Origin of the sequence: Kineococcus sp. NBC_00420 (assembly GCF_036021035.1) — a bacterium.
Classification (GTDB): Bacteria; Actinomycetota; Actinomycetes; order Actinomycetales; family Kineococcaceae; genus Kineococcus.
The window spans coordinates 5,353,066-5,373,401 of record NZ_CP107930.1 but is presented as its reverse complement, the minus strand read 5'-3'; the positions used below and the strand labels follow the sequence as shown (position 1 = coordinate 5,373,401).

At 70.4% G+C, this 20,336-nt stretch carries 14 protein-coding genes; 7 read left to right on the top strand and 7 right to left on the bottom strand.

Features of this window, described 5'->3' with window-relative positions; translation table 11 throughout:
- The first annotated feature begins 86 nt into the window (after window positions 1-86).
- The 6 genes from OG218_RS26215 to OG218_RS26190 all read left to right on the top strand — a co-directional run bounded on the left by OG218_RS26215 (window position 87) and on the right by OG218_RS26190 (window position 9,922).
- Window positions 87-1,523 carry an SWIM zinc finger family protein gene (locus OG218_RS26215; RefSeq protein WP_328296158.1) on the top strand — a complete coding sequence of 479 codons (1,437 nt, stop codon included), beginning with the start codon at window positions 87-89 and terminating at the stop codon, window positions 1,521-1,523.
- Complete coding sequence (locus tag OG218_RS26210; RefSeq protein WP_328296157.1) at window positions 1,520-3,217, top strand: DUF5691 domain-containing protein; 1,698 nt, start codon at window positions 1,520-1,522, stop codon at window positions 3,215-3,217. Before OG218_RS26215 ends, OG218_RS26210 begins: the two co-directional genes overlap by 4 nt.
- On the top strand, window positions 3,214-4,323 hold the full coding sequence (locus OG218_RS26205) for an ATP-binding protein (RefSeq protein ID WP_328296156.1): 1,110 nt from the start codon (window positions 3,214-3,216) through the stop codon (window positions 4,321-4,323). Before OG218_RS26210 ends, OG218_RS26205 begins: the two co-directional genes overlap by 4 nt.
- A gap of 167 nt (window positions 4,324-4,490) precedes the next feature.
- The gene (locus OG218_RS26200) at window positions 4,491-6,860 is read left to right on the top strand and encodes a DUF5682 family protein (protein WP_442906565.1); all 2,370 of its coding nucleotides are present in this window, start codon (window positions 4,491-4,493) and stop codon (window positions 6,858-6,860) included.
- Window positions 6,857-8,143 (top strand): VWA domain-containing protein, encoded by a 1,287-nt coding sequence (locus tag OG218_RS26195; protein ID WP_328296154.1) that lies wholly within the window; start codon window positions 6,857-6,859, stop codon window positions 8,141-8,143. Before OG218_RS26200 ends, OG218_RS26195 begins: the two co-directional genes overlap by 4 nt.
- Before the next feature lie 63 nt (window positions 8,144-8,206).
- The gene (locus tag OG218_RS26190) at window positions 8,207-9,922 is read left to right on the top strand and encodes an IS1182 family transposase (RefSeq protein WP_328296153.1); all 1,716 of its coding nucleotides are present in this window, start codon (window positions 8,207-8,209) and stop codon (window positions 9,920-9,922) included.
- A 524-nt stretch (window positions 9,923-10,446) separates the two neighbouring features.
- Here OG218_RS26190 and OG218_RS26185 read toward each other — a convergent pair.
- The 4 genes from OG218_RS26185 to OG218_RS26170 are packed head-to-tail and all read right to left on the bottom strand — an operon-like array spanning window position 10,447 to window position 15,681.
- Window positions 10,447-12,540 (bottom strand): beta-galactosidase, encoded by a 2,094-nt coding sequence (locus OG218_RS26185; RefSeq protein WP_328296152.1) that lies wholly within the window; start codon window positions 12,538-12,540, stop codon window positions 10,447-10,449.
- Complete coding sequence (locus OG218_RS26180; RefSeq protein WP_328296151.1) at window positions 12,537-13,433, bottom strand: carbohydrate ABC transporter permease; 897 nt, start codon at window positions 13,431-13,433, stop codon at window positions 12,537-12,539. Before OG218_RS26180 ends, OG218_RS26185 begins: the two co-directional genes overlap by 4 nt.
- On the bottom strand, window positions 13,433-14,383 hold the full coding sequence (locus OG218_RS26175) for a carbohydrate ABC transporter permease (protein ID WP_328296150.1): 951 nt from the start codon (window positions 14,381-14,383) through the stop codon (window positions 13,433-13,435). The genes OG218_RS26180 and OG218_RS26175 overlap by 1 nt, the downstream gene beginning before the upstream one ends.
- Window positions 14,383-15,681: an ABC transporter substrate-binding protein gene (locus OG218_RS26170; RefSeq protein ID WP_328296149.1), complete on the bottom strand. Its 1,299-nt coding sequence runs from the start codon at window positions 15,679-15,681 to the stop codon at window positions 14,383-14,385. Before OG218_RS26170 ends, OG218_RS26175 begins: the two co-directional genes overlap by 1 nt.
- A 206-nt stretch (window positions 15,682-15,887) precedes the next feature.
- Here OG218_RS26170 and OG218_RS26165 point away from each other — a divergent pair, with 206 nt between their 5' ends.
- The gene (locus tag OG218_RS26165) at window positions 15,888-16,898 is read left to right on the top strand and encodes a LacI family DNA-binding transcriptional regulator (RefSeq protein ID WP_328296148.1); all 1,011 of its coding nucleotides are present in this window, start codon (window positions 15,888-15,890) and stop codon (window positions 16,896-16,898) included.
- 183 nt (window positions 16,899-17,081) lie between these two features.
- On the opposite strand, the gene OG218_RS26160 is transcribed toward OG218_RS26165, so the two are convergent.
- The 3 genes from OG218_RS26160 to OG218_RS26150 all read right to left on the bottom strand — a co-directional run bounded on the left by OG218_RS26160 (window position 17,082) and on the right by OG218_RS26150 (window position 20,332).
- Window positions 17,082-18,368, bottom strand: a complete 1,287-nt coding sequence (locus OG218_RS26160; protein WP_328296147.1) for a tyrosine-type recombinase/integrase — start codon at window positions 18,366-18,368, stop codon at window positions 17,082-17,084.
- Window positions 18,365-19,459, bottom strand: a complete 1,095-nt coding sequence (locus OG218_RS26155) for a tyrosine-type recombinase/integrase (RefSeq protein ID WP_328296146.1) — start codon at window positions 19,457-19,459, stop codon at window positions 18,365-18,367. The genes OG218_RS26160 and OG218_RS26155 overlap by 4 nt, the downstream gene beginning before the upstream one ends.
- Before the next feature lie 201 nt (window positions 19,460-19,660).
- Complete coding sequence (locus OG218_RS26150) at window positions 19,661-20,332, bottom strand: TetR/AcrR family transcriptional regulator (RefSeq protein ID WP_328296145.1); 672 nt, start codon at window positions 20,330-20,332, stop codon at window positions 19,661-19,663.
- Window positions 20,333-20,336: the final 4 nt, after the last annotated feature.

The window sequence follows — 20,336 nt, the reverse complement described above, 5'->3', positions numbered from 1 at the left end:
GGATCCAGGCTGAGGTGGATGGACCTCGGCGATGCTGTGCTGGGGACGCCTGGCGACTGGGTGAACGTCCCCGAGGGACCCGGGTCGTGTCGGTGGCGGTCGATACCGTCGAAGACGTGATTGATCGCTGGAGCGTGGAGCAGGTGCTCGCGCTGGCTCCTGACGCCTCGAGTGCTGCCGCCGGCCGAAAGCTCGGCGTGCCCACTCCGTGGTCGCAGACGGGGGTCCTCAGCCCGGGTGAGGGGGTGGGCGGTGCGTTGTGGGGGTTGTGCCGGGGGTCGGGTGCGACGCCTTACCAGGCGATCGTGGACTTGTCTGGTCCGGCGTACAAGTGCTCCTGCCCGAGCCGCAAGTTCCCCTGCAAGCACGCCTTGGGCTTGCTCTTGCTGTGGGCCGAGGGAGCCGTTCCTGAAGAGAGCGCTCCCGCCACCTTCAGCCAGGCTTGGTTGTCGGCTCGAGCGGAGAAGGCCGCCCGTCCCACGGTTGTCGCCCACTCTGGAGGGCCGCCCGCGGACCCGGCCGCCGCCGCCCGCCGCGTTGAGCAACGTGCTGCCCGAACGTCTGCGGGGGTGGAGGAGCTGTCGCGTCGGCTTCATGATCAGATTCGTACCGGGTTGGCGGGCGCGGACCATGCCGGATACCAGCGCACCGACCCGGTCGCTGCGCGCTTGGTCGATGCGCAGGCCGGTGCGCTCGCTGGTGCCGTGCGCGGCTTGGCGCGAGTCGCGGTCAGCGGGGAGGGCTGGTCTTCACGCTTGTTGGAGGAGCTCGCGATGCTGCATCTGCTGGTCTCTGCTCATGGTCGTGTGGAGGCGTTGCCGGCGCCGTTGGCCGCTACCGTTCGCTCTCGCGTCGGTCATCCGGTGCGCACTGAGGATGTTCTCGCTGACGCTGCTGTGCGTGATCGGTGGAACGTGTTGAGCCTGCGTGACCAGGTGGAGGACCGGCTGGTCACCCGGCGGGTGCACCTTGCTGGTGAACGCACCGGGAGGACTGCGGTCGTGCTGTCCTTCGCCCCGCCGGGGCGTCCCTTGGATGCCTCGTTGGTGCCGGGCACCAGCGTCGAGGCTGATCTGCACTTCTACGCTGGTGGGTATCCGTTGCGTGCTGTCGTCGGAGCCCGCTACGGCGATCTCGGTCCCGTGGGTGCGGTCGCGGCGGAGTCGGTGGCCGTTGCGCATGCTCGCTGGGCCGGTGCGCTGGCTGCCGATCCGTGGCTGCTCGACATACCCGTCGTGCTCGCTGACGTCGTGCTGTCTGCCCCGGTAGCGACGAGGGGCACTGTGTCGATACCGACGAAGTCAATGTCGACGTCAACGTCGACGAAGGGCACCGCGTCGGCGACGGAGGGGTGGGCGTTGGTGGACGCCGCGGGGAACGCGGTGCCCCTCATCGACTCCGACGGGGTGTGGACGATGTTGGCGGTCACCGGGGCGGCCCCGTGCGTCGTGGCTGGGGACTGGAGTCCGGAAGGGTTGCGGCTCAACGCGGCCCTGACCGGCGACGGGCTGGTCCGACTGTGACGACGTCCACTTCCGGCGAGGCCGGCTGGAACGCCCTCGTCGGCACTGCCTTGCTGGGCACTGACCGCCGACCCGCCGACCTCACTGCGCTGCCTGCTCCTGCCGCTGCCGCGCTCACTGAGGTGCGCACCGCGGTGGGGGCGGTGGACGCGGCGACCACTCTGCTCGACGCGGCCGCCCTGCTGACGCTCTACCGCCGTGCGGGACGAGTTCCGTTGACCGATCGCACTCCGCTGGTTCCCGCGCCCGTCGACGGGGAGCGTCCCTTGCCGGCCGCGGCTGCCGCTCGGTTGGGTTCGCTGTTGGCTCGCCTCGGCCTCGGTACCCAGGGCGGCAGTACTAGTGGTGGCGGCGGTGGTGGTGGCGGTGCCCGGGCCGATGCCCTGCTGAGGACGTGGCTGCAACTCACGAGAGACGCCCGCTGCACCGTGCCCCCCGTGCGGCTGCCCGTCCTGCTCGACCTGGCCGTCCGTCGGCCTGAGATCGCCGCAGCCGTGGCTCCGGTGCTGGGCCCGCGCGGGTGGTGGCTGGCGGAGCAGCGCGCTGACTGGGCAGACGCCGTGGGCCCTCACCGCCCGTCCGGTACCCCCTCCCTGCACGGTGGGCCGGGACCCGACGAACTCGGCCAGCAGGACGACGAGCAGGAACTGGACGCGGCGTGGGAGCACGGCAGCGCCGCAGATCGCCGCGCGTGGCTGCAACAGCTGCGGCAACGGGACCCGGCCGCCGCCCGCACCGCGCTGCTGGCCCTGACCTGGCGCTCCGAACGCGCCGATGACCGGGCCGCCTTCATCGCGGCGTTGACCGCTGGACTCTCCCACGAGGACGAGGAACTACTCGAACGCGCCCGCGTCGACCGCAGCCAAGACGTGCGCCGCACCGCCGAAGGACTCCTCGCGCGGCTGCCCGAGGCCGCCTGGAGCAGGCAAGTCCACCGAGCCGCGCTAGCCGCCGTGCACCTGCAGCGGCAACGGTTGCGACGCATCCTCGTCGTCACCCTGCCCGACCCCGCCGATCCCGCCCTGCCGGTGATGAGCGCTGGAACCGCTCCTGCCGGCGTCGGCCCGGGCGTGTGGGCACTGCAGCACCTCATCGCGATCACTCCACCGTCGGCGTGGGAGGAGGCGCTCGGCGAGACCGTCGAAGGCTTGATCGTGCTGCCCGTCGACGGCGGCCTCGGCCGGGACCTGCATGCCGCCTGGGCCCAGGCCACCGTCCTGCACCGCGATGTGCGCTGGGCGCGGACGCTGCTCAACGCCAGCGTCGGTGCCAGCGCGGGATACGCCGCGGGGTACGCCGTGCAGCACGGCGCCGAACTGTTGGCGCTCCTACCGCAGGACGAGCGGGCCACCGCCGTGGCAGCGCTCGTCACCGCCGCCACACGCACCGGGACCGGCGACGACAGCACCGGTGACCGGGTCGGTGTAGCCGTCGCGGCCTGCCCGGGACCGTGGCCGCAGCTACTGGCTGACGCTGTGCTCGACTGGCTCGCCAAGGCGGCCCGCCGCAGTCGGTGGGTGAGGCACGACTTGCTGGAGCGGGCCGCGCACTGCCTGCCCGCCACCCTCTCCACCGCCGGTGCGGTCCGCGCCGTCGCCGAGAACTTGCAGGTCGACAATCCGTGGCGCCCTGCCCTGAGCGATGTCGCCGACACCGTGGCCGAACGCCACCAGATGCTTGAGGAGTTCCGTTGACCATCCCCACCGCCGGCAGCACCGGCCAAGAGGTTCTGCGCCCGCACGCCGAGCAGTCCTTCGCCGCCGAACTGGCTGCCCTCACCGCCGCCGACGACCGTCCCCGCCCGCCGGCCTGGCGGCTGTCGCCGTGGGCGGTGACCACCTACCTGCTCGGGGGAGTCCTGCCCGACGGCACGGTGATCAGCCCCAAGTACATCGGCCCCCGCCGCCTCGTCGAAGTCGCCGTCGCCACCCTGGCTACCGACCGGGCCCTGCTCCTGCTCGGCTCCCCCGGTACCGCCAAGACGTGGGTCTCAGAGCACCTGGCCGCCGCGATCAGTGGCCGCTCCACGCTGCTGGTCCAAGGCACCGCAGGTACCGCGGAAGAAGCCATCCGCTACGGCTGGAACTACGCCCGCCTGCTCGCCGAGGGGCCCAGCGCCGCCGCCCTGGTGCCCTCACCGGTGATGAACGCGATGGAGCAGGCCAGCATCGCCCGCATCGAGGAACTGACCCGCATTCCCTCCGACGTGCAGGACGCTTTGATCACCGTGCTCTCGGAGAAGACGCTGCCGGTCCCGGAGCTGGGGATCGAGGTCCAAGCCCGCCAGGGCTTCAACGTCATCGCCACCGCCAACGACCGTGACCGCGGCGTCAACGAGTTGTCCTCCGCGTTGCGCCGACGCTTCAACACCGTCGTTCTGCCCCTGCCGGCCAGCGAGGACGAGGAGGTCGACATCGTCACCCGCCGGGTCGCGCAACTCGGCGCCGCGCTCGAACTGCCCCCCGTGCCCCCGGCGGCTGAGGAGATCCGCCGCGTCGTCACCGTCTTCCGTGAGCTGCGCTCAGGGCAGACCAGCGACGGACGCACCCGTCTGAAGAGCCCCTCGGGAACCCTCTCGCCCGCCGAGGCCATCTCCGTGGTCACCCACGGCATCGCGCTGGCCGTGCACTTCGGCGATGGGCAACTGCGCCCCGACGACGTCGCCGCCGGCATCCTCGGCGCCGTGGTCAAAGACCCCGTCGCCGACCGGGCCGTCTGGACGGAGTACCTCGAGGCCGTCGTCCGCGAGCGCCGCGACTGGGCGCCCTTCTACCGCGCCTGCCGCGAGGTGAGCGGGTGAGCACGGGCACCCCTCGCGAGAGCGCGGGAGATGAAACCTCGGGACACGAAACCTCGGGACACGAAGGCGACGACGTCGAAGGATACGAGACCACCCCGGGCGTTGAAACCGGCGCAGTCCCCGATACCCACGCAGTCCCCGATACCGGGGCCGGTGTCAGCACCGATATCGGTGGGAATGCCGGTGGGGCTGCCGTCGTGGAGGTTCTCGGGGTGCGCCACCACGGTCCTGGTTCCGCGCGCGCGGTCCGGGCGGCGTTGGAACGGCTGCAGCCTGACGTCGTCCTCATCGAAGGTCCCGCCGACGCTGACCCGGTGGCCATCCTGGTCGCAGACCCCGGTCTCGTACCGCCCGTCGCGCTGCTCGCTCACGTCGCCGACACGCCCGGTATCGCAGCGTTCTGGCCGTTCGCGGTGTTCTCCCCCGAGTGGCAGGCTCTGGTGTGGGCGCGTGAGCACGCTGCGCCCGTTCGCTTCTGCGACCTGCCCTCCAGTGTCAGTCTCGCCCAACGCGACGAGGACACAGCAGAGGTCGAGACCGTCGAAACCCCTGAAGGTGCTGCAGACGCCGCACGCGCCGGGGACACGGCAGAGACTGCGGACACGGCAGAGCAGGAACCGGCAGAGCAGGAGCCAGGAGAAGATCCCCAGGGTGTTGACCACGACCCGTTGGGTGTGCGCCGGGACCCGTTGGCTGCCCTTGCCGCAGCGGGCGGCTACGACGATCCGGAACGCTGGTGGGAGGACGTCGTGGAGTCTCGCCTGAACACTCCGACCCCCTTCAGCGTCCTCACCGAGGCGATGGCCGAACTGCGCGCGGCCGCGCCTGCGCTACCTGCGAGGCAACAGTTGGTGGAAGAGCGCCGTGAGGCGCACATGCGCCAGGTGCTGCGCGGAGTCCTCAAGGACGGTGCGCAGCGGGTCGCTGTGGTCTGCGGCGCCTGGCACGCGCCCGCTCTGAGCGGGACGTTGCCTTCTGCTGCCTCCGATGCCCGCCTGCTGCGCGGTCTGCCCAAGCGACGGACTTCCGTGACGTGGGTGCCCTGGACGCATTCCCGCCTCGCGCACGCCTCCGGCTACGGTGCCGGCATCGCCTCCCCAGGCTGGTACCACCACCTCTTCACCGCCGTCGACGAGCCTGTCCCCCGCTGGTTGACGAAAGTCGCCGGCGTCCTGCGCGCAGAAGACCTCCCCGTCTCCAGCGCCCACGTCATCGAGGCCGTACGACTGGCTGACACCCTCGCGATCCTGCGCGGACGCCCGCTGGCCGGGCTGGCGGAAGTCACCGAGGCCACCCGCGCCGTCCTCGCCGAAGGCGACGACGCCGTACTCGCTCTCATCACCGACCGTCTGGTGGTGGGTGAGGCGATGGGTTGCGTCCCCGACGCCGCCCCGACGGTTCCCCTGGCCGCGGACCTGCGCGCGAGCGCCAAGCGGCTGCGGCTGGCGCAGGAACCTGGCGAGCGGGTACTGGAGCTGGACCTGCGCAAGGACACCGACGCCGCCCGCAGCCGACTGCTGCACCGGTTGAGTCTGCTCGACATCGGCTGGGGGGTGCCGACTCGATCGCAGGTCCGCAGCACCGGCACCTTCCGGGAAGCGTGGCGGCTGGCGTGGGTGCCGGAGCTGGCCGTCTCGGTCGTGGAAGCCTCACTGTGGGGAACCACGGTGGCGGCTGCGGCGAGCGCCAAGGCGGTGGCCGACGCCTCGAGGGCCTCCTTGCCTGCACTGACCGGACTGGTGGAGCGTTGCCTGCTGGCCGACCTTCCCGAGGCCCTGCCCGCGGTCGTCGCCGCGATCGACGAGCGTGCTGCCCTCGACCTCGACGTGGCGCACCTCATGGCCGCGTTGCCCGCGTTGGTACGTGCCGCCCGCTACAGCGACGTGCGCGGTACCCGTGCGAGCGCGTTGACCGCCGTCGCGAGCAGCCTGCTCGTGCGCACCTGCGCTGCGCTGCCCAGCGCTGTCACCAGCCTCGACGACGCCGGAGCCGGCGCACTGCGCGCGGACTTGGATGAGGTGCACGCGGCTGTGCTGCTGTGGGAGGACGGCGAGGCCGAGGACCGGTGGTTCAACGCGCTGGCCGGGCTGGCCGCCCGTGCCGAGGTTCACGGCCTGCTGACCGGTCGCGCCACCCGTTTGTTGCGCGACGCCGCCCGGCTGAGCCTGACCGAGTCCGCCCACCGGCTGCAGCGCGCGCTGTCGGTGGGTACCCCGGCTCCGGCTCAGGCAGCGTGGGTGGAGGGCTTCCTCGGTCGTGACGGGCTGCTGCTGGTTCACGACACCGACCTGCTCGCCCTGCTCGACGACTGGGTCTGCTCGCTGGCGCAGCGGGAGTTCATCGAGGTCTTGCCGTTGCTGCGGCGTACCTTCGGCGCCTACGACCGCGCTGAGCGCCGCAGCATCGGCGACGCCGTCACCCGCCGTGCCGCCGTCACGAGCAGCAGTTTCAGTTCCGGCGCGGTGGCCGTGGTTGATGATGCCCTCGCCTCACCTGTGCTGCGTACCGCGGTGCTGTTACTCGGAGGACAAGCATGAACATCAGCACCCCTGACAATCTCGCCAACAGCGTCCCTGACGCCACACAGAGCGCCACACAGGGCGCCACCCCCGGCGAGGGCCTCGCCCCGCTCGTGGATGAGGCCGGCCGCGCCCGACGCTGGCGCCTGCTGTTGGGGGACGCCGCTGAGGGCTGCGCCGCGCGCCTGAGCGGGTCAGACGCTGCGGTGGATGCCGCGTTGGCCGCCCTCTACGACATTCCCGCCACCTCACCTGGCGCGCGCTCCAGCGCGGGCGGGCGGCGCTCAGCTGGTCTGGGTGGTTCCGCTCCCAAGGTGGCGCGGTGGCTAGGCGACATCCGCACCTACTTCCCCTCCACCGTGGTGCACGTCATGCAGCGTGACGCCGTCGAGCGTTTGGACCTGACGCGGTTGCTGCTGGAGCCGGAACTGCTCGGTGCTGTTCAGCCCGATGTGAACCTCGTCGGCACCCTGCTCTCCCTGGGCCGCGTCCTGCCCGAGCGCACGAAGGAAACCGCCCGTCAGGTCGTGGCCGAGGTCGTGCGCCAGATCGAGGACCGCGTCGCTGAGCGCACCACCTCTGCGGTGACTGGAGCCCTCAACCGCGCTGCGCGCACCCACCGCCCCCGGTTGCACGACGTCGACTGGGCAGCCACGATCCGCGCCAACCTCGCCCACTACCTACCCGAGCACCGCACCGTGGTGCCCGAGCGGCTCATCGGCTACGGCCGCCGCCAGCAGGTCGTCGCCAAGGAAGTCATCCTGGAGATCGACCAGTCAGGCTCGATGGCGGAATCCGTTGTGTACGCCAGCGTGTTCGGCGCGGTACTGGCGAAGATGCGGACCCTGAAGACCACACTCATCGCCTTCGACACCGAAGTCGTCGACCTCACCGAATCCCTCGCCGACCCCGTCGACGTCCTCTTCGGTGTCCAGCTCGGTGGCGGAACCGACATCAACCGTGCCATCGCCTACGGGCAAGGCCGTATCACCCGCCCCGCCGACACCCTCTTCTTCCTCATCAGCGACCTCTACGAGGGTGGTGTTCGCGACGAAATGGTCAAGCGGATAGCCGCGATGAAGGCCGCCGGTGTCCAGGTGATCGTCCTGCTGGCTCTTTCTGACTCCGGTGCCCCCGCCTTCGACCGCGAGAACGCGGCCGCGCTCGCCGCGCTGGGCATTCCAGCGTTCGCCTGTACCCCAGATGCGTTCCCGGACCTGCTGTCGCTGGCGATGATCGGCGGTGACGTCAGCGCGTGGGCGCAACGAGAGATCGCGGCGGCCGCCGTCCCGCAGCGCTAGGAGACTGCTGAACAATCAGCGCGCCTGACCGGCGCCGCAGGCGCCGGTTGAGATCATGGAGCCGTGCAGGGTGAGGCTGATCGCCAACGACAACTGCTCGACGTAGAGTCAGTGGCAGGGCATCTCCTGCCCGAGAGCAGCATGTTCGCCTTCCTCGCCGAACACCGCACTCGGCTGTTCCCACCGGCCATGTTCGAGGACCTGTTCCCCACCCGCCTGGGCCGGCCTTCCCTGCCGCCGGAAGTCGTCGCCTGCGTGATCGTGTTGCAGACCCTGCACGGATTCTCTGACCGTGAAGCGGTGGAGGCGTTGACCTTCGACCTGCGGTGGAAGGCTGCCTGCGGTTACGCGATCGACGCCGCCGGGTTCCACCCCTCGGCGTTGACGTACTGGCGCCGCCGTCTGGGCGACAGTGATCGTCCGGAGCGGATCTTCGACGCCGTCCGCGACGTCATCACCGCCACCGGGGTCCTGCGGGGCAAGACCCGGCGGGCGCTGGACTCCACGATCCTCGACGACGCGGTCGCCCGCCAAGACACCGTGACGCAATTGATCGCCGCGATTCGCCGAGTCGGACGCGAGGTCCCCGACGCCGCCGGGCTGATCACGGACGTCTGCACCCGCCTGGGTGAGGTCTGCGGGCCGGACTGGGCCGGGCCCGGCGGCGGCTACACGCTCACGGCCAAGTCGGCGGGGAAACCGCCGATCGCTTGGGACGACCAGGACGCCCGGGACCTGCTGGTCTCGGCGTTGGTCGAGGACGCGTTGGCGTTGCTGGGCGCCCTCGATGAGGATCCCGGGTTGGAGGCGATCAGCGCCGCGGGCGGGAAGCCCGCCGAGGCCATCGCGCTGCTGGCCCTGGTCGCGGGGCAGGACGTGGAGCCGGCTGAGGACTCTGATGGGACCGACGGGCGGTGGCGCATCGCCCGCAAGACCGCCCCGGATCGGGTGATCTCCACCGTTGATGTCGAGACCCGGCACGCGCACAAGACCCAGCACCGCCGCCAGGACGGGTTCAAAGCCCATGTCGTGGTCGAGCCGGACACCGGGTTGATCACTGCGACGGCGTTGACGAAGGCGTCGGGGCCGGCGAACTCCGACGCCGCGGTCGGGATCACCCTCATCGGCGCAGACACCACCATCTCCTCCTGCGAGGGAGAACGCGTAAAGCCGCTGGAAGACAGCGAACCCGTTGTCGGGCAGCCCCTCGGGCTGGCTCAGGTGGGGGTCGAAGTGCTGGCTGACTCGGCCTATGCGACCGGACCGATGCTGCAGACCCTGACCGCAGGGGGCATGCGTGAGGTGATGAAGCCATGGCCGCACAAACCCGCGGTCGAGGGTGGTTTCAGCATCGACGACTTCGTTCCCGACCACGCCGCGGGAACCGGAGTGTCGACCTTGACCTGCCCGGCCGGGGTCACCCGGGTGATCTCCCCCTCGGGCACGGCGACCTTCGGCATCGCCTGTCGGGGTTGTCCCCTGCGGGCCCGCTGCACCACCGCCGCCTCGGGTCGCTCGGTCAACGTCCACCCCCAGGACGAACTCATGCGGACCCATCGGGCCCGGTTCGCCGATCCGGACTACCAAGCGACGTATCGCCGGCACCGCCCGATGGTCGAACGCAGCATCGCCTGGCTGACCCGGGCCAACCGGCGGGTCCGGTTCCGGGGCGTGATCAAGAACAATCAGTGGCTGCATCATCGGGTCGCGGCCTTGAATCTGCGCCGGATGCTGGCGCTGGGGCTGACTGTTCGAGACGGAGGTTGGGCGATCGTCTGAGAGGCAGGCGACGGGCCCCGTCCGCCCATCTTCGGGGCCCCAAGAGGCCTCAGATCGGCCACTGAGACCGCCGGCACCGGACCGAACCCGCCGATCGCGCCCGCAACGGCCCATGCGGGGAGGGCTTCAGCGGCGGCGCTGCCGCGCCGCTGCTTCCTGGAACGGCGCCTTGTTCAGCAGTCTCCTAGGCGACGGACGACGACTCAGCAGCTAGAACATCACCAACGTCTTGGGTGGTGCCACCAGCTGCTTCGGGTCCGGCGGCGAACTGCGGGAGCCGCACTTGGATCCGTCGTGGCATCTGCGCTTCGCCACGTCGGTCGACGCTGTTGCAGCGCACACCGGCTACCGCGGAGTGGACGTCGTCGCCGGCCTGACCGCGCCCATAGCGTGCTGAGCACACGCGTGGTCGGCGACGCCGTCAGGGCCCGAAGGGGAACGAGCAGGTCCTCAGGCGGATGTGGCACTGCATCGTCCGCTCCAGCCGAACGTGGGCCGACGACGCGCCGGGTGACCCGCGCCGATCACCCGGCCGGGACGACCTGCCACGACCCGGCCTCGTCCCGGACCCGGAGCACGGCCCAGCCCCGTGCCGCTACGTCGAGGCCGGCGTCGGCGGCGCTTCCCGTCGTGAGGTCGTGTCCGGGCCCGATGACCCGCACCGCGGCAGCGGAGTGGTTCAACACGAACAGGTAGTCCGCCCGAGCGCCCCGGCGGCGCACGACCTCCACGAGGGCTGGGCACCCCTCGACAACCCGGGAGACTCCCGCCTGCGCGCACAGTCCGCGGAGCCATCCCCGCAGGGAATCCTCGACCAGGAACGTCGAGACGTAGTGCGCGACCCCGCCACCCGTGACGCACCGCGTGAGGGCGGGAGCACCGTCGAGCTCCCCGCCCCGGTAGCGGGCCACCACCTCGGCGCCGTCGGGGTCGACGACCTCGCTCCACACGGTCCCGGTGAGCTCGAGGGTGCCGTCGTCCAGGGCGACGTGCTCTCCCGCAGCCAGGGGGTGCAGCTCTTCCACCCGCACGCCCAGCAGGTCCCGCAGGCGCCCGGGATACCCACCGGGTTGGACGTGCAGGTGCTCGTCGGCGTACCCGGTGAAGGGCCAGACGGCGAGGTGGCCACCGCTGCGCACATGGGCACCCAGGCGCTCCACCGCGGCGTCGCTGAGGGCGAACATGCTCGGTAGGAGGACCAGGCGGTAGCGGGACAGGTCCGCGTCCGGGGCGACGAAGTCCACCGCGAAACCCTCCTGCCACAGCGCACGGTGAGCGGCGCGCACGGTGGCGGAGTAGTCGAGGTCATCGCTGGGCAGCTGGGGAATATCCGTGGCCCACCAGCCCTCCGCGTGCCACACGATCGCCACGTCGGCGACCACCAACGGTCCAACGGCCGGGGGTTCAGCCACCTCCGCGATCGAGTGCAGCACGCGGCCGAGCTGCTCGAAGCCCCGGAAGGAGCGCGACTGCGGACCGGCGTGGGGGATCATCCCGCCGTGCCACGCCTCGGACCCGGCCAGCGGCGCGCGCCACTGGAAGAACAGCGCGCCCTGTGAACCCCGGGCGATGTAGGACAGGGAGTTGCGCACGACGCGGTCGGGTTCCTTGTGGGCGCGGCGGCCCGGCAGGGACGAGCTCGTGCTGCTCTGTTCCATGAGCAGCCACGGCCCCCCGCCGGACCAGGAGCGGGTGAGGTCCCCACCGTAAGCGGCGTGGGTTTCCCCGTCCGGACCCGTCGTGTCGAGGTAGTGGTCCACCGACACGAGGTCCAACTCGGCCGACCAGCTCCACTGCTCCAGGTGGTTCCAGGAAGGCAGCATGAAGTTGGTCGTGACGGGGGCGTGCGAAGCGGCGGCTCGGATGACGTCGCGCTGCTCGCGCAGCGCGTCCAGCATCTCGTCGGAGGAGAAACGCTTGAAGTCCAGCGCGTGCGTCGGGTTGGCCAGGTACTGCGTCCGCCGCGGCGGCAGGACGTCCTCCCAGGAGGAGTAGCCCTGCGACCAGAACGCGGTGTACCAGCGGCGGTTCAGCTCCTCCAGCGTCCCGTAGCGCCGCCGCAGCCAGCCCCGGAAGGCGACGGCCGCGTGCTCGCCGTGATCGAGCGTCCCGTACTCGTTGTGCACGTGCCAGGCAATGAGGGCCGGATGGTCGCCGTAGCGCACGGCCAGCTTCTCAGCGATCTCCCGGCACGCGTCGCGGTAGGCCGGCGCGCTCACCGCGTAGGTGTCACGGCTGCCGTGAACCAGGGCCCGCCCGTCTGCATCGACGGGCATCGCGTCGGGGTGAGCACGGGTGAACCACGGGGGCGGGGAAGCGGTCGGTGTCGCAAGGACGACGCCGATACCGCCCTCGTGCAGGGTCGCCAGGACGCGGTCCAACCAGCCGAAGTCGTAGCTCCCCTCCGAGGGCTCGAGCCGCGCCCAGGAGAACACCCCCACGGTGGCGGCGTTGACCCCCGCCCGCCGCATGAGCGCGACGTCCTGGGCCCACACCTCCTCCGGCCACTGCTCCGGGTTGTAATCGCCGCCGAACAGGAACCGCTCGGTGCCCAGCCGTGGCGCGGGCCGTGGTGCGGGCCCTGACGCGGACCGGCTGCTCTCGTGCCGCGACGTCATCCCTTCAACCCGCCGCTGATGAGGTCCATCCGCCAGAACCGTTGCAGGAAGAGCAGCATGGCGATCAGCGGCACGATCGACACGGCGGCACCGACGATGGCCAACGTGTACAGGGCCGGCTCGCCAGAGCCTTTCGCCAGCAGGGAGTACAGGCCCACCGTGAGCGGGTAGCGGCGCTCGTCGGAGAGCATCACGAAGGGCAGCAGGAAGTTGTTCCACGCGCCGACGAACTGCAGCATGAAGACGGTGACCATGCCGGGCAGCAGCATGGGCACCGCGACCGCGCGGAAGGTGCGCCACTCGCTCGCTCCGTCGATGCGCGCGGCCTCCACGACCTCATCGGGCACGGCGGCCAAGGCGTAGACCCGGCACAGGTAGATGCCGAAGGGCGAGATGATCGAGGGCAGCAGGACCGACCAGTAGCTGCCGGCGAGGCCGATCTTCGTCATGAGCAGGTACTGAGGAATGGCCAGCGTGATGCCGGGGAGCAGGACCCCGCCGAGGATCGCCAGGAAGATGGCATCCCGGCCCGGAAACCGGTACTTCGCCAGGGCGTAGCCCGCCATCGTCGAGACCAAGGTGGAGAGCACCGACCCGATCCCGGCGTACACGAGGCTGTTGAGGCTCCAGAGCAGGAACTGCCCGTCACCGTAGGCGAAGAGGGCGCGCAGGTTGTCCAACAGGCCCGTACCCGGGGCGAAGGTGAACGTCGAGAACAGCTCCCCAGGAGACTTGCTCGACGCGACGAGGACCCAGGCGACGGGGACGAGGCAGTAGACCGCCCCCAGCACGAGGATCGCGGTGGGCAGGACCTTGGCCTGCCGCGGTGGTCTCGCGGAGGCGTGGTGCGGCGCGTTCACGACAGGGCTGGCCGCGGAGTCCAGGGCGCTCATCAGGCGTCCCCGAAGGCGCGGCGCTGTGCGAGGCGCAGGAGGACGACGGAGACCACGAGGGTGCCCACCGCCAGCAGCACGGAGGCGGCCGCGGCGAGCGGTAGGTCGTCGCGGGTGAAGGCGTCGCGGTAGATGGTCATGAGGGGTACCCAGGTCTGGGAGATGGATGTCGTCATGGGACGCAACGTCGTGGGTTCGCCGTAGACCTGCAGGGTGCCGATGAGGGCGAAGAGCGCCGTCAACACGAGGGCCGGGGCGACGAGAGGCACCTTCACCCGCACGGCGATCTGCAGCTCCGAGGCGCCGTCGAGGCGGGCCGCCTCGTGCAGCTCAGCGGGGATCCCGCGCAGCGAGGTGTAGATGATGATCATGTTGAAACCGACCCCGCCCCAGATCGCGATGTTCGCGACCGAGCCGTACAGGGTCGAGCCGGACAGGAACGGAATCGCGCCCAGCCCGAGGGCCTGGGTGACGTCGCTGATCGGGCTCGTCGTCGGCAGGTAGAGGAAGCCCCAGAGCAGGGACGCGATCACGCCCGGCACGGCGTAGGGAATGAAGATGGCCGTGCGGGAGAAGCGCTTGGCGGTGGTCGTCGTGGCGTCCAGCAGCAGCGCGAACACCAGGGCGAGACCGAGGGTCAGGGGCACGGCGATCACGCCGTAAGCCAGCAGCCGCCCGAAGCCCTCGAGGAAGTCGGTGCTGGTCAGGGCGGTGGCGTAGTTGTCCAGCCCGATGAACGTCTCCTCGCGGCGCCCGAACGGCCCCGACCCGCTGACGCGCAACCCCCGCAGGCTCAGACAGACCGCGTAACCGATCGGCACGACGAGGAAGACGGCGAACAGCACGAGGGCGGGAGCGAGGAAGAGGTAGGGGGCGAGTGGACGGCGCCCGGGCCGGTCGGCCCCCGCCCGGACGTGAGGGCCGGCGCTCGTCGTGGTGGTGGAGCTCATCAGCCGGCGCTGACGGTGAAGCCGGACTTCTCCATGTCGGCCACGACCGCCTCCTGCACGGTGGCGAGCGCGTCGGTGAACGACGTTCGGTTGGTCACGGCGTCGTTGAACGCGTCCTGGAAGGCGCTGTTGGCCACGTTGACGTTCGGGCCCCAGCTCACCTCGGGGACCGTGTTGCTCGCGATCTGCTGCGCGACCTGCCAGTAGTCGGCCTGCTGCGGCGATTGGAGAGGGGGATCGCTCTTCAGCGTCAAGTCCTGACCGTTGAGCGATGCCGGGTACTGTCCCGCGCTGATCTGGGCCGCCGATCCCTCGGGACTCGTGTTGATCCACGCGGCGAACTCCGCGGCCTGCTTCGCGTGCTTCGACGACGTGGTGACGACCACGGCCGACCCGCCCTGGAACGACACCGCGGAGTCGCCCGCCTTCCACTGTGGGATGGGCGCCAGGGCCCAGTCCCCGGCCTGCTCGGGCACGACGCCGTTGATGACGCCGTTGGCCCACAGCGCCGCCGGCCAGGAGAGGACCTTGCCCGCGGCGAGCTTCGCGTTCCACTCCGGCGTGAGCAGGGGTTCGGCGTCGACGACCCCGCGATCGACCAGGTCCTGCCAGTACGCCGCGACCTCGCGGGAGGCGTCGTCGTCGATGTTCACCGTCCACTTCTCGCCGTCCACCGTCCACCACTGGGCACCCGCCTGCTGGGCCATGGCGGCGAAACCGCCGAACTCCGCCGGGGCGAACGTGGCGAGCGTGGACTCGGGGTCCGCGGTGCGCACCGCCTCGGCGGCCGTGGCGAACTCCTCCCAGGTCGTCGGCACCGCGATACCCAGCTCGGTGAACCGTTTCTGGTTGTAGGCCAGGGCCTGCGGGCCGACGTCCTGGGGGATCCCGTAGACGGCGCCGTCGAACTCGACCTGGCTCCACACGCCCGGGGTGAACTGCGCCTTCGCCTCGGAGGCGAAACTGCTGATGTCCGCGGCGACACCGCCGACGATCATCGCCGGGAGCGTGTCGTACTGCACCACGGCGACGTCGGGGGCGTTCTTCGCCCGAGTGGCCGTGAGCAGCTTCGCACTGGACTCCGTCGACCCGCCCGCGTCGGTCTTGCGGACCTGGACCTCGGGGTGGGCCTTGTTCCAGGCCTCGACCATGCCGTCCTGTGCCGTGCCCCACCCCCAGTAGTTCAAGGTGACGGGCCCGCCGTCGTCGCTGCTGCTGCTTTCGCCCTTCGAGCAGGCGTTGAGCGTGAGCGCCAAGCCTGCTGCGGCGGTGGCCGCCGCGAAGGTCCTCCTGCGCATGTCCGTCTCCTTCGACGTGGGGGGGGGGCCGTCCGCACTTCGTCGAAGCGCTTCGACAGCAGGTGCGGAAAGCTTCTTCGCCCTCACGCGCCGTTGTCAAGTACTCCCCCCCCGACGCTCCGGTCCTGTTTCGGCGCAGATGCCTCCTCAGCGCCCGGCGTCCGACAGGATGGGCCGGTCTCGGGTAGCGGTGATCAGGAGGTGGGATGGCGACGATCAGCGACGTCGCGCGGTCGGCGGGGGTCTCACTGAGCACGGTGTCCTACGTGCTGAGCGGCAAGCGCTCGATCTCCGAGCCCACCCGCACCCGCGTCCTGGACGCCGTCGCCCTCCTCGGCTACCGACCCAACGCAGGGGCCCGGGCGCTGGCGTCGGCCTCCAACCGCACGGGCGTCATCGGCCTCGTCGTCCCCCTGCACGAGGACGCCGACGTCAACGTGGTCATGCAGTTCGTGCGGGCGGTGACCACGACCGCCCGGCGCCACGAGGCCGACGTCCTCCTGCTCACCCAGGAAGACTCCGCGGGGCTGGAGCGGGTGACCGCCACCGCCTTGGTCGACGGGCTGATCGTCCTGGACATCGCGGTCGACGACCCCCGGATCGGGCTGCTCGCGGGCCTCGGGCGTCCGGCCGTGCTGATGGGCCTGCCCCGCGAGACCCAGGGGCTGTCCTGCGTGGACTTCGACTTCGCCCTCGCGGCCCGCACCGCCGTGGACCACCTGGCCCGGTTGGGGCACACCAGCATCGGCCTCGTCAGCTCGAGCACCTCATCGGTCCACCAGGCCGGCTACGCCGACCGCCTGCAGGCGAGCTTCCTCGATCAGGCCGCATCTGCGGGCCTGCGGGTCGCGACCCAGTCCTGCGACCCCACCGCGGAGGCCGCCCGGACCTGCCTGAACGGTCTGCGCGCACAGCAGCCCGATCTGACCGCGCTGGTGGTCCACCACGAGACGGCGCTGCCGCACCTGGTCTCGACCCTGGAGGAGCAGGGGGTGCGCATCCCCAGGGACCTGTCGCTGGTCAGCGTGGGCGCCACCGGTGCGGCCGCCGGGTTGCCGCAGCCGGTGGACGTGGTCGAGGTACCGATCAGCGAGATGGGCCGGGTCGCCGTCGAGATGCTCTCCGCGCGGATCGCCGGCGACGCGACCCCGGAGGTGCGACTACTGTCCTCCCCGCTGATCGCGCAGGGCGGAAGCGCGCCCCCACCGGCGTCCTGAGCATCGTGGGGTCCGGCCCGGTTCTGAGCATCGTGGGGTCCGGCCCGAGTGCTCAGCTTCCGGTGGCAACACCCAGCGCATCCTCGATGCGGGAGTACGACAACCTGCCCGCCTCTCGCTAAGGCGTCAGTGGCTGCGGTGTCACGGTCATCCCGCTTATGCAGGTGATCGGTGTCAAGGGGGTCAGGACGCGGGCTGGTCGAGGCCTCTGAGGAGGCCCGCGAAGAGCTGCTGACGCCCTTGTTGATCATGTTCGGCGGCGTGGTCGTACTGGGCCTGCAACGTCGGTCGGAAGGCGATCGAGGTCTGGAAGAACGTGCAGGTCTCGCAGACCGACTCGAAGGTGCAGTCCAGCGCCGGAGGTCGTGTGCAGAAGCCATTGCCCAGCATCCGCTGATGCATCTCGCGGTGCAGGCGGGCCATCTCCGGGCCGGCCGCGGAGGCCGGCAACGCAGTGTTCTCGCCGTCGAGGTTGTCGGGGTCGTGGGCGGCGTAGAGCGCTTCGACCTTCTCAGTGACGGCGAAGTACTCATCAGCGACGGTCCGATTCGCGATCTTGGCGTAGCGAAGGGTCATGTCCATCGAGTGATGCCCCAGCAGGGCAGCGATGGCTTCCAAACTCATGCCGCGGTTGATGGCCTGAGTGGCCAGGGTGTGGCGCATCTGATGGGGGTGGACGTGGCCGATGCCGGCGGCGGTGGCGACGTTGTTCAGGCAGCGGGTGACGCTGTAACGGTCCATGGGTGTGCCGTTCTCCCGCGGCAGCAGCAGCGGGTGGGCAGGGTCGACGAAGCGGTCACGGTAATCGGCGATGAGCTCGACCAGTTGAGGGTGCAGCGGGATGTAGCGATCGTCGAGGAGTTTGCCGACAGGAACGTGCAGCCAGTGCCCAGCCCCGATCTGGCGGACGGCGTCGCGGCGCAGACCGGTGAACTCCCCGACGCGCAGTCCGGTGCGGATCAGGACCTCGCAGATGACCCGCTCGAGCAGACGCGGTCGGGCGTGAGCAGCGCGCAGGAACTTCGCCGCCGCCGCATCGTCCAGGGCCTTCGGCAGGGGTTTCTCCTGCCGCGGCAGGTCACCGAAGAGGATGGGAACCGTGGGTGGGGCCTGCGGCCAGTCCCAGTCGCGGATGCGGATGAAGAAGGTGCGTAGGTTGCCCAGGCGGTGGGCGCGGGTGGCGGCGGTGACGGGTTTCCCGCGCTGGTTGGTGCGGGTGGCCAGCCAGGGCTTGTAGTCCTCGATGTGGACGCGACGAACGTCAGCCAAGCGGGTGATCTGAGGGTGTTCCTGGAACATGAACTGGGTGAAGCAGCGCAGCGCTATGTCGGAGTTACGGACACTGCCGGAGCGCAAGGTGGTGGCGATCTGCCTCAGGTAGGCGTGCATGGGAACGGTCAGCTCTGTTACGTCACCCATTGCCTCAGAGTCGATCTCGGCCCAGCTAAGGAAGCGGTCGGGTTGCTTCATCGCCGACCTCGCAGTCCCATGACCGTTGACGTGATCGGTGAGATGACCTCGGGAGTGGGTGGAGCAGTGCGGTGGCCAGCGAACGCTTGAGCATCGATGGCTTCGGCGGCGCGGCGATACTGCCCCGCCAGCCAGTCATCGCCGAGGTGGAGGTAGATGCGGGTGGATTCGATGGACGCGTGACCGGCCTGGGCCTGGATCGCTTCCAGGGCCATGCCCGCTTCGCGCAGCCGGGTCAGGCAGGTGTGACGCAACTGATGGCAGGTGACGTGCGCCAGGCCGGCGCGGCGCCGTGCTCCGTCGAGGACCTCGTCGAGTCCCGAGGCCGACAGTGGGTGCCCGCGGCGGGGACCCTTGAGAACGCAGAAGACGTGTCCGTGCCCCAACTGGTCGGCTTCGGCTGGGCGTTCGAGGCTGAGGTAGTCGCCGAGATGGGTGAAGAACCGCCTGGAGATCGGGATCTGGCGTTGGTGTCCGCCTTTGCCTTCGGCGATGAACACCCGCCGTGCCCCGACGTTCAGGTCCTCCAGGCGCAGGCGCAGGACCTCGCAGCGACGCAAACCCCCGAGCAGCATCGCGGCGACCATGGCGCGGTCGCGGTGGGTGCGGAGTGCTGTGGTGAGGGCGTCGGCTTCGTCGGGGTTGAGGATGACCGGCAGGGTCCGCGGGGAGCGGACCAGTGGGGTTCTCGATCCGCGACTGCCGCCAGGCCGGTCGTGGGGCTCGTCGTGTTCGCGCCGTGTCGGCAGGCCGAGGGGGACGGGGTTGGCGGTGATGTCGCCGCGGGCGAGGAGGAAGGTGTAGAAACCGTTGATGCTGGACAACCGGCGTCGAACGGTGCGGGCACTGACCCCTCCAGCAGCGTCGGCGTCGGCGACGACGGCGATCACCGGGCCGAGCACTTCCGCTGATCCTGTTCGCTGGGCGGTGATGAAACCCAGCACGTCGGCGGCGGTCACCTCCGCCGGGGTCTTGGCGATGAGGGTGAAGAAGACCTTCAGGTCGTAGCCGGCGGCCAGGACGCTGTTGGGTCGACAGCGGGCGGTGAGGAAGTCGAGGTAGGCGTCCAGCCAGGGCTCACCCAGGCGCACGGCGGGCAGTCCAGAGGGCGTTGAACCTTGGGTGAGTCGAAGATCCAGAACGGTCATGAGGGTGCCTCCACGCTGAGGACGTCGAGCCGGTGAGGCTCAGACCGGAGGTTAGCCCCCGATCACCCACATATCATCGCGGTGCGCGTGACGCCTGCTCATCCCCACCCGGCACGGACGATGGCACACGCTGGAACAGTTTCTTCAGACCGCGTAGCTGCGGATCAACTCGATGGTGGCGTCCAGGGCAGTCTCCAGCGGAATAGTGGTGCGGCGGGTCTGCGTCAACACCAGCCCCCCCTGCAGCGCGGCGAGCAGGGCCAAGGCCAGGCGGTCGGGGTCCGCGTCCTCACGCAACAGACCGCCCGCGCGCATCCGCCCGAGACCGTCACGCAGCGGCGCCTCCCACTGCTCGAAACCCTCCACCAGATCGGCCCGGGCATCGGGGTCGTGGTCGGCGACCTCAGCCGCGATCGAGCCGATCGGGCACCCACCGACGCAGTGGCGCGCACGCTGCAGGGTCACCAGGCGATCCCGCCACCGCCCCAGAGCCTCGAAGCTGTCCAGGGCATCCAGCTCCGGCTGCTGGGCGGCGAGGACCTGAGCGGTCTGGTGGGCGATGACCGCGCGCATGAGGGCGTGCTTGTCGGCGAAGTAGTGGTAGAGCTGCGAGGCGCTGACGCCCGCCTCCCGCTGGACGTCCTCGGTCCCGGTGCGGGTGACGCCGTGGGCGAAGACCAGGTCGGAGGCAGCTTCGACGATGCGCGCGCGGGTGGCCTCACCCTTGGCGGTGAGGCGGCGCTGCGGTGCGGTCCGAGACGAGGACGGGGTCCGAGACGAGGACGGGGTCCGAGACGAGGACGGGGTTGTGGGCACGGTG

Coding starts and splice junctions, on each gene's coding strand:
- OG218_RS26180 (WP_328296151.1), bottom strand. CDS start 13,433: ATGAGCGCCCTGGACTCCGCGGCCAGCCCTGTCGTGAACGCGCCGCAC.
- OG218_RS26175 (WP_328296150.1), bottom strand. CDS start 14,383: ATGAGCTCCACCACCACGACGAGCGCCGGCCCTCACGTCCGGGCGGGG.
- OG218_RS26170 (WP_328296149.1), bottom strand. CDS start 15,681: ATGCGCAGGAGGACCTTCGCGGCGGCCACCGCCGCAGCAGGCTTGGCG.
- OG218_RS26185 (WP_328296152.1), bottom strand. CDS start 12,540: ATGACGTCGCGGCACGAGAGCAGCCGGTCCGCGTCAGGGCCCGCACCA.
- OG218_RS26165 (WP_328296148.1), top strand. CDS start 15,888: ATGGCGACGATCAGCGACGTCGCGCGGTCGGCGGGGGTCTCACTGAGC.
- OG218_RS26195 (WP_328296154.1), top strand. CDS start 6,857: ATGAACATCAGCACCCCTGACAATCTCGCCAACAGCGTCCCTGACGCC.
- OG218_RS26160 (WP_328296147.1), bottom strand. CDS start 18,368: ATGAAGCAACCCGACCGCTTCCTTAGCTGGGCCGAGATCGACTCTGAG.